Source organism: Elusimicrobiota bacterium (assembly GCA_026388075.1).
In the GTDB taxonomy this organism is placed as follows: Bacteria; Elusimicrobiota; Endomicrobiia; order Endomicrobiales; family JAPLKN01; genus JAPLKN01.
The window spans coordinates 1-8,778 of the sequence record JAPLKN010000032.1 but is presented as its reverse complement, the minus strand read 5'-3'; the positions used below and the strand labels follow the sequence as shown (position 1 = coordinate 8,778).

Annotated in this window: 9 protein-coding genes; all 9 read right to left on the bottom strand. The window is 39.2% G+C overall.

Translation table 11 applies throughout. The features are described from left to right. The coding region (locus NT145_01460; protein MCX5781363.1) for an Rnase Y domain-containing protein at window positions 1–554 on the bottom strand (554 nt) is incomplete at its 3' end. 17 nt (window positions 555–571) lie between these two features. After that, entirely contained in the window at window positions 572–1,114 is a 543-nt protein-coding gene (locus tag NT145_01455) for a 5-formyltetrahydrofolate cyclo-ligase (GenBank protein MCX5781362.1), read from the bottom strand. A 13-nt stretch (window positions 1,115–1,127) separates the two neighbouring features. Further along, window positions 1,128–2,444, bottom strand: coding sequence for a replication-associated recombination protein A (locus NT145_01450; GenBank protein MCX5781361.1), 1,317 nt, complete (start codon window positions 2,442–2,444; stop codon window positions 1,128–1,130). Window positions 2,445–2,742: 298 nt separating this feature from the next. Beyond that, window positions 2,743–3,018, bottom strand: coding sequence for a cell division protein ZapA (locus tag NT145_01445; GenBank protein MCX5781360.1), 276 nt, complete (start codon window positions 3,016–3,018; stop codon window positions 2,743–2,745). A gap of 18 nt (window positions 3,019–3,036) precedes the next feature. Then, window positions 3,037–3,264, bottom strand: coding sequence for a cell division protein ZapB (zapB, locus tag NT145_01440; GenBank protein ID MCX5781359.1), 228 nt, complete (start codon window positions 3,262–3,264; stop codon window positions 3,037–3,039). A gap of 134 nt (window positions 3,265–3,398) precedes the next feature. Then, window positions 3,399–4,835 (bottom strand): aminomethyl-transferring glycine dehydrogenase subunit GcvPB, encoded by a 1,437-nt coding sequence (gcvPB, locus tag NT145_01435; protein ID MCX5781358.1) that lies wholly within the window; start codon window positions 4,833–4,835, stop codon window positions 3,399–3,401. 164 nt (window positions 4,836–4,999) lie between these two features. After that, window positions 5,000–6,337 carry an aminomethyl-transferring glycine dehydrogenase subunit GcvPA gene (gene gcvPA, locus NT145_01430; protein MCX5781357.1) on the bottom strand — a complete coding sequence of 446 codons (1,338 nt, stop codon included), beginning with the start codon at window positions 6,335–6,337 and terminating at the stop codon, window positions 5,000–5,002. A 104-nt stretch (window positions 6,338–6,441) separates the two neighbouring features. Then, on the bottom strand, window positions 6,442–6,819 hold the full coding sequence (gene gcvH / locus NT145_01425) for a glycine cleavage system protein GcvH (protein MCX5781356.1): 378 nt from the start codon (window positions 6,817–6,819) through the stop codon (window positions 6,442–6,444). Between the two features lie 91 nt (window positions 6,820–6,910). Then, window positions 6,911–8,467 (bottom strand): FecR family protein, encoded by a 1,557-nt coding sequence (locus NT145_01420; protein ID MCX5781355.1) that lies wholly within the window; start codon window positions 8,465–8,467, stop codon window positions 6,911–6,913. Between the last annotated feature and the right edge of the window lie 311 nt (window positions 8,468–8,778).

Sequence of the window (8,778 nt, the reverse complement as noted above, 5' to 3'; positions counted from 1 at the left end):
TTATCCGCCTGTTCGCGGGTTTCCTGCTCCAATTTTTTAAACATCATTGCCGAATCTTTTTTCGCTTCTTCTTCCAAAGACTGCAGAAGGAGTTTTTTTGCTTCCTCTTTTGTAATGCCTGAAATTCTTTCAAGAATCTTTTTTTGTTCCTCTTTTGCTTTGGCAATTTCTTTTTCTTCGGTATCAAGATACTGCTCTTTTGTGACAATGTTTCGTTCCTTCTGGGCAAGTTCCTTTTCCTTTTTGTCCAAAATATCAAGTTTCCTATCAAGGCTTTCTTCCCGCTGCAAAAGCCGTTTTTCCATGTTCTGCATTTCCTGCCGGCGTTCGCGGGTTTCGCGCTCAAATTCTTTCCTCTCGCGCTCCATCGCTTCTTTAACTTCAAACATGCCTTCTTTCTTTTTTGTTTCGGCAAGCATTTTTGCTTCGTTTATGATCCTTTCAGCTACATGCTCCGCGGATTTCGCGTTAGATTTCGCGTACAAAACTCTAAGAAGGTAACCTATTATAAGGCCTAAAACAATTGCACCTGACGGTATTAAAATCATCTCCATATCATTGCTCCTTTCTTTTAAGTTCTAACGACTCTTTTTTCTGTTACTATCAAATTTACCGGCACATCTTTACTTGTTCTGGGGACGTTTTCTAAAATCTGAAAATCAAAAGCAAGCCCTATCATTTTTTTCTTTGGGAAGCCTTTAAGCCAGCGATCGTAATATCCTTTTCCGTACCCTAGCCTGTATCCGAGTCTATCATAGGCAAGAGCCGGAACAATAACTAAGTCAATTCTTTCTTTGCTGACAATTTTTCCGCAATCATGATTTGGTTCAAAAATTCCGTAGTTGCCCGGCTCAAGATCATTTTCAAACGACGTTATTTCAACCGCAAACATGTCCTTGGGTTTTTTGGAGTTGACCTTCGGCACGCAGACCTGTTTGCTGCTTTTTAAAGTTTTTTTGATCATTTGGCCGGTTTCAACTTCAGAACGATGGGCGGCATAAAACATAACACTTGAAGCCGCCTTATAAATCTTTAAATCAAAAACTTTTTTTTCAATAATACTGCTCAGGGATTTCCTTTCCTTTTTCAAAAGGCCGTCTCTTTTTTTCTTCATTATTTCCCTGATTTCAGCTTTTTTTTCTCCAACTTTTGAGCCTTTCACTAATTTTTACCTCGTATCCCTGATCGCTCGGTTCATAAAATATTTTGGGATCCGGCCAGTATTCCTGATCCACAAAATGACCCGGAAAATTGTGAGGGTATTTGTAGCCTTTACCGTGCCCTCTAGTTTCTCCGTCAAGATTAGAATCTTTTAAATGATTAGGGACATTGCGCGGCTTTTCTTTAAGGACGCTTCCTTCGGCGGCGCTGACCGCCAAATACGAAGCATTTGATTTCGGAGCAGAAGCAATATATGCAACTGCCTGTGCAAGAGGAATTTTTGCTTCCGGCATCCCCACAAACTCCACGGCATTAAGAGCAGCTACAGCAAGCATCAGCGCGTGAGGATCGGCATTTCCCACGTCTTCTGAGGCGCAGATTACGATCCGCCTTGCAATAAAACGCGGGTCTTCTCCGGCAACAAGCATTTTTGACATCCAATAAAGTGCCGCGTCCGGATTTGAACCCCTCATTGATTTAATAAAAGCTGAAATATGATCGTAGTGTTCATCGCTGGATTTGTCGTAGAGCACCACTTTTTTCTGGAGCGATTCTTCCGCAACTTTTAAATCAATGTTTATTATCCCGTTTTTATCTTTTGCTGTTGATAAAACTCCGATTTCCAAAGCATTAAGAAGCCGTCTTGCGTCCCCAATTGCTTCTTTTATTAAGTGTTCCTTTGCTTCCTTTGATATTTTTACGTTATATTTACCCAGCCCGTTTTCTTTTTCAGAAAGAGCTCTCATTAAAATCATTTCCAGATCTTTTTCATTAAGAGGTTTAAACTCAAAAAGAGTTGAGCGGGAAATGAGAGCTGAGTTTATGTAAAAATAAGGATTTTCAGTCGTAATACCTATTAAGGTAATTAGCCCGCTTTCTACATCCGGAAGAAGAGCATCCTGCTGTGTTTTATTGAAATGGTGGATTTCATCTAAAAGCAGTATTGTCTTTTTCTGTGAAGTCTTCAACCTCAGTTTTGCCTGTTCTATAATTTTTCGTATATCATTAACGCCTATGACAACCGCATTCGTCTGTTCAAAATAAGAATCGGTCTCCAAAGCTATTATTTTAGCAAGAGCACTTTTACCTGTGCCCGGCGGACCGTAAAAAATAACCGATCCCAGCCGGTCCGATTCTATTAAACGCCTTAGAAGTTTTTCTTTCCCAAAGATTTCTTCCTGGCCGAAAAAATCATTCAAAGATCTCGGGCTTATCCTATACGATAAGGGCAAAGACTCATGGCTAATTTTCTTCTCTTTTAAGAACAGATCTTCTTGTTTCATGTTTTAAGTTACCAGCCAACTACAACTACTTATAACTTCCGTTCTATTCTGTAAATCTTGTTTTTCCCTTAATTTTTATTTTGCCAAACCCATAGTGAGGTTTGGCAAAATAAAAAATCCCCACGATGCCGTGTTCTTTATCGATTCACGCCCAAAATCATTAGTGGGTGTTCGGAATCCAAGGCACGAGGTGCGAGGATTAACCGGTGACTCCCTGATTCAAGCTTGTAGGGTTGAATCTGATAAAGTTGCACCAACATCGCAGGGAAATATAAAATATGCTGAAAAAAAGAATAAATCAAGCAGACAATGAATGATCAAGTACCTTTATAAGTTCATCTGCTTTTTTATCTAAAACTCCGGAAATATTCTCTTTTGAATCTTTAATTCTAAGTAATTCATCAGCGATATTTAACGCTGCAAAGACTGCTATTTTTTGTGTGTCTACGATGCCGGTTTCTTCCTGTATCTTCTCCATCTTCTTTTCAAGATAACGAGCGACGGAGTGTATAAAGAGCTCATCAGACCCGTCAACTTCAAGGTCATAGACGCTGCCGAGGATCTTAACTTGCATTTTGTTCATTTTAAATTATTAAACAGTAAAACCGTTCAATTTCTTAAGAACCTTTTCTATCCTGTGAGCGAGCTGCTTCCTTTCTTCCTGCAAAATATCGTTTTCTCTGATAAGTTCGCCTGCCCGCTTGTTTTCACCTTCCATAAATTTAACGTTTGAATGAAGCTTTTTATTTTCGTCTCTTAAAGTCATCAGGCGGTCAGCAACCTGACGGACTCTTTTCTCAAGCATTTCTATCTTTTCCATGAATTTATTTTATAACATATCGATACTGATGTCAATATTAAATACAGTAATTAGTGATTAGTAATTAGTTATTAGTTGTAAGTTAAAAGCTTTTTCTACGAACTATGAACTATGTACTAATTACTGCCGTTAGGTCACCAGTGCAGTATCGGCTTTCGGGCAGCTTCAACTTCATTAAGGCGGGTTACCGGTGTATTTTGAGGTGAATTTTTAAGTTTTTCCGGATCAGTCTTGGCTTCTTCCAATATTTTTATGAAAGTTTGGGCAAATTCATCCAAAGCCGCCTTAGTTTCGGTTTCAGTCGGCTCTATCATTATCGCTTCTTCAACAATCAAAGGGAAATAAATCGTTGGAGCATAATAGCCGTAATCCAATAGCCTTTTAGCCAGATCAAGTGTCCTAACGCCGTTCAAAGTTAAATCTTTGCCCGAAAGAACAAACTCGTGCATACATCTGTTACCGGCAGGAGAATTCAATTTTTTCCCAAGAATAGACAAAAGGTAATTAGCGTTGATTACTGCCTGTTCGCTTACTCTTTTTAATCCTTCCGCGCCTGAAGCAAGAATGTATGCGTATGCCTTGACCAAAACCGGGAAATTCCCGTAAAATGAACGTACTCTGCCGATACTTTTCGGCATATTGTAATTCAAAAAATACTTTTCGCTGCTTTTCTTTACTGAGGGATAAGGCAAAAAGTCTGCCAAAAATTTCTTAACTCCCACCGGCCCCGCCCCCGGCCCCCCTCCGCCGTGAGGAGTGGAAAAAGTCTTGTGAAGATTTACATGAAGAATATCAAATCCCATATTGCCCGGCCTTGAAACACCCAATAGCGCGTTTAAGTTTGCGCCGTCGTAATACATCAAAGAACCGTTTTTATGAACCGCTTCCTCAACGGCTAAAATATCTTTTTCAAACACACCAAGAGTATTCGGCACCGTAAGCATTATAGCGGCAACATCATTAGTCAGGACTTCTTTAACTTTTGCAGGATTTAGAATGCCGTTAGATTCAGATTTTAATGAAACTATTTCAAAGCCTGCCAGAGCCGCCGAAGCGGGATTGGTTCCGTGGGCTGAATCCGGAACAATTATTTTAGTCCGTTTTTCTTTTTTTGAATTAAAATATGCCCTTGCTATGAGAAGGCCGGTGAACTCGCCTTGAGCACCCGCCGCCGGCTGTAATGAGAAAGCGTCCATTCCGGTTATTTCACAGAGATTTTTTTCTAGTTCAAAAAGGATTTCAAGCGCGCCCTGAAGAGTGTCTTCGCTTTGATAGGGATGAAGATTGGCTAATCCGGAAAGCTTACTTATTTTTTCGTTTACCGGAGGATTGTACTTCATTGTACAGGAACCCAGAGGATAAAAATTTGTGCTTAAGGCATAATTTTCTTTGGAAAGCCTGGTAAAGTGACGGTTAAGTTCTGCTTCGCTGATTTCAGGTAATCCCGGCTGTTTTTTGCGCAATAATTTATCTTCAAGTATTTTTCCCGGATCTTTTATCGGGACATCGGCTTCAGGAACGGAGTAAGCCTTATAACCGTCAACACTGATTTCTTTAAGAAGTTTTTCCATTACTATATTTCCTTTAAAACGGTTACCAGCTTGTCTATATCTTTTTTTGTCCGAACTTCGTAGTTCGATTCCACAGTTCGACAGGCTCACTGTCCTGAGTTATATCGAAGGACTCACCACTTCGCTTGGAAGTATGCCATACTTGTGCTTCTTTTAGCATTCTTTTAGCATTCTTTCAGAATATCAACCAATTTATCTATATCTTTCTTTGTCCTTGCTTCGGTTACGCAGAATAAAAGACAGTTCTTAAATTCAGGGAAAAATTTTTCCAATTCAAGGGGCCCGAGAATTTTTTCGTCTAAAAGTTTTGACTGCAGTTTATTTACATCTTTCGTAGTTTTAATTACAAATTCGTTAAAAAAATTATGATTAGAAAATGCTGCCGAAAAACCTTTAATTTTGATAATTTCTTCAAAAGCGTAACGGCTTTTTGACAGGTTAAGAGTACTTAGCTTTTTAAAACCTTCCGGCCCCCAGCCGGAAAGATAAACGCAGCCGGCTAAAGCGTTTAAAGCAGAATTGGTGCAGATATTGGATGTCGCTTTTTCTCTTCGTATATGCTGTTCCCTAGATTGTAAAGTCAAGACAAAACCTCTTCTTCCCTTTGTATCTGTTGTCTGGCCGACAATACGGCCGGGCATTTTCCAGGCAAGAGATTGTTTGCAGGACATAAAGCCGAAAGTAAATCCGCCCATGCCTGAAGGATTCCCCAGAACCTGGCCTTCGCCGACACAAATATCAGATCCTGCTTCACCGGGGGATTTTAAAATTCCCAGCGAAATGGGATTGACAACGGAAATGAGCAGAAACCCTGCAGGTTCGCAAAGTTTCTTAATTTCTTCCAAATCTTCAATCTGGCCAAAAAAGTTAGGCGATTGAATTATTACTGAAGCTGTATCGGGATCAAAAAGATTTTTCAAATCTTTTGTAGAAGTGTTTCCGCCATCTAAAGGAATTGTCTTTATATCTATCGCTAATCCCTGAAGGTATGTTTTTAAAACCTGGAAATATTCGGGATGTAAAGCGGATGAAACAAGAAGTTTTTTCTTTCCGGTTGAACGGATTGAAACCAAAGCCGCCTCGGCTAAGGCAGAAGCGCCGTCGTACATAGATGCGTTTGCGACATCAAGCCCGGTAAGCTGCGTTATAAGGCTTTGGTATTCAAAAATAGTCTGAAGCGTACCCTGGCTTGCTTCAGCTTGATAAGGGGTATAAGCGGTCAGAAATTCCGAGCGGCCTGTTATTTCATCTACTAAAGAAGGAATAAAATGCTCGTATATGCCGGCGCCCCTGAAAGATTTCATTTGTTTAAGCGAAATATTTTTTCCGGCAAGGATTTCAAACTTGCTCACTAATTCCTGCTCCGAAAGGCCTTTGGGCAGGTTTAGCCCTTTTACTTTTGCCTTTTCAGGTATTACGGAAAAAAGGTCCTCGGCCTTGGAAACACCGATTGAAGAAAACATCTCCTTTTTTTCCTGATCGTTAATTGATATGTAGTCCATATTTTCAGTTATAAGCGGTAAGGGATAAGGGTTAAGCAGAACGGATTTTATTCTTTTTTGCTTTAAGCTTAATCCTTACCACTTATCACTTACCCCTTTTTATTTTAAGAAATCAGTTTTTCATAATCAGCCGGAGTCATAAGACTTTTTAGCTCATCAGAGTTTGCCGTTTCAACAACAAAAAAGTAGCCCTGATCATACGGCGATGAATTTACAAGTTCGGGGTTTGTATTCAGTTTTTCATTTATTGCCGAAACAGTTCCTGAAACAGGGGCATAAATATCAAATGCCGATTTCACTGACTCAACTACGGCGCAAGGGTCCCCTTTTTTAATTTTTTTTCCTACTTGGGGAAGTTCCACATGCACCACGTCCGTTATTTCGTGCTGGGCATGATCGGTTATTCCAATCCTTACTTTTCCGTTTTCATTTTTTGCCCATTCGTGTGATTTGGTATAATAAAGCTCTTTGGGAATGTTCATTTTATCTCCCCATAATTTGGGGACACAATACTTAATTCAAATTAATCAAAGTAAACAAAGATAAATTAAGTATTGTGTCCCCAAATTATGTTCAAGGATTATTCGATTCTGAGGATCTAAAACTGTCAGCCGACGTTGCTATCTGAAGTGCTACCGCAACTATAACATCAGGTATATACACCAAATCTATATTGCCTTTCTTAAGAAAATCATTCCCGTTCCTTTCCCTGCAGAAAACAATCTGTTCCCCGGCAATCTGCTTGAGAAGGGTAAAAGGATTTTCGGATGAATTGGCAAAAGAATTCAGGCTCATAATATTTCCGCTGTTATTAATGCAATACGATTCTTCATAGAAATTTATATATTTAAAATTGGAAGAGTTATTCGGATCAATAATTTTTTGATCGCGCGAAATATTCCATTCCCACAAGTATCCTGCATCATGGCCGTCTTGTTTAGTATTATTTTTTCTTACTGCGTCCTGATCTTCTGCTTTATATGAATCGTCTACCTGCCAGTTATTTACATAATGCGTAAAAACAAGCCCGTCTTCTTCCAGAGTTTTTCCTTCCTGGGTAACATATCCTTTATTCTGCCATTGGCCTTTCATTTCTATTGTATCAACAACATTTGTAAACTTCACGCTGACCCGGGAAGGATGTATATCATCCCCTTTAGAAGCAATATATCCCGGCCACTCGGACAACTGTTCCGGCAGAGGCATATTCATTTTCATAGTGCAATCCATAACGTCAAGTCTTGATCCGACAGGTCCGTTATAAGTAACTCCCATCCCCCCATGATCAACATATCTATATTCTGTTCTTTTGGTAAGATTTAGCACCTGAAGAGTATTTGAATCCGGCCTGATCAGATGCTGTTCAACCCTCACTAAATTTCCGTGAACATCCCGCAGGGTTCTCCCGGCAGAAAAATCTGATTCTTTTATTTCATTCATTAACTCCCGGGTAAGCCTGATGTCATTTTTTACTTCAGATATGATTTTGTATATTTCTTTTCTAAGATTTTCCGCCTCTTTATCAGATGCTTCCGCCTGCTCTGTCTTTGCCTTAGTGTATTCAATAAATAGCTTCCACTCCTCTTCTAGTTTTGCCTTTTCTTCAGGAGTCATATTCTTAGGATCTTTCATCTTGCCTTGATCATCAAGCGATCCGAACTGATCTTTAAGAACTTCTACAACCTGTTTGAAAAATGCATCTGAAAACTCAACTTTTCCCTCCAAAACCGCAAGGATTCCTTCAAAAGTCAATATAAAATCTGTCCCGCGCACCGAAGCGACAGAAACCGGCGTTTTAACTCTGAATTTTTCGTTCGCATTTAGTTTAACTTTTGCCCTGATTTTTCCTGCCAGTAAATCAAAAAAGCTTTCCTGTCCTAAAGATGCAACGGAAAGCTCCGAATTTTCGTTTACCCAGACCTGAGTTAAATTGTCCAAAACTATAATTGCTCTGGAATTTGAAGCAGTTTTTATCTTGTCTTTAAGGCTTAAGACAGTTGAAGTGCTTGCCTTAACCCAGGCATCTGTATGGTATAAAGAAACATCACCGGAAATAAACGAAATTTTTGGACCGGCAAATAAAGGAGAACTGAATATAAATAACGAAAATATTATTATTACTTTGCGCACAAAAACTCCCATTTTTTTTGCTTTGAAATTATATTACAAAAGATGTGTTTTGTCAATAAAAAAGGATTCGCTATTTTGGGTTCACCCCGTTAGAAATAGTTAAACTATCGGAAGAATAATCCAGCAAGAGAAACCGAAAATACTATTTTTCGAAATTTCATAAACTAACAATAGTTAGGCTATTTCTGGGGTACACCCCGTTAGAAATAGTTAAACTATCCGAAGAATAATCCAGCAAGAGAAACCGAAAATACTATTTTTCGAAATTTCATAAACTAACAATAGTTAGGCTATTTTTAACGGGGTGAATT

What these genes read in the sequence shown, in the direction of transcription:
- NT145_01455 (MCX5781362.1), bottom strand. Translation starts at nt 1,114, where the DNA reads ATGAAGAAAAAAAGAGACGGCCTTTTGAAAAAGGAAAGGAAATCCCTG.
- NT145_01450 (MCX5781361.1), bottom strand. Translation starts at nt 2,444, where the DNA reads ATGAAACAAGAAGATCTGTTCTTAAAAGAGAAGAAAATTAGCCATGAG.
- NT145_01445 (MCX5781360.1), bottom strand. Translation starts at nt 3,018, where the DNA reads ATGCAAGTTAAGATCCTCGGCAGCGTCTATGACCTTGAAGTTGACGGG.
- zapB (MCX5781359.1), bottom strand. Translation starts at nt 3,264, where the DNA reads ATGGAAAAGATAGAAATGCTTGAGAAAAGAGTCCGTCAGGTTGCTGAC.
- gcvPB (MCX5781358.1), bottom strand. Translation starts at nt 4,835, where the DNA reads ATGGAAAAACTTCTTAAAGAAATCAGTGTTGACGGTTATAAGGCTTAC.
- gcvPA (MCX5781357.1), bottom strand. Translation starts at nt 6,337, where the DNA reads ATGGACTACATATCAATTAACGATCAGGAAAAAAAGGAGATGTTTTCT.
- gcvH (MCX5781356.1), bottom strand. Translation starts at nt 6,819, where the DNA reads ATGAACATTCCCAAAGAGCTTTATTATACCAAATCACACGAATGGGCA.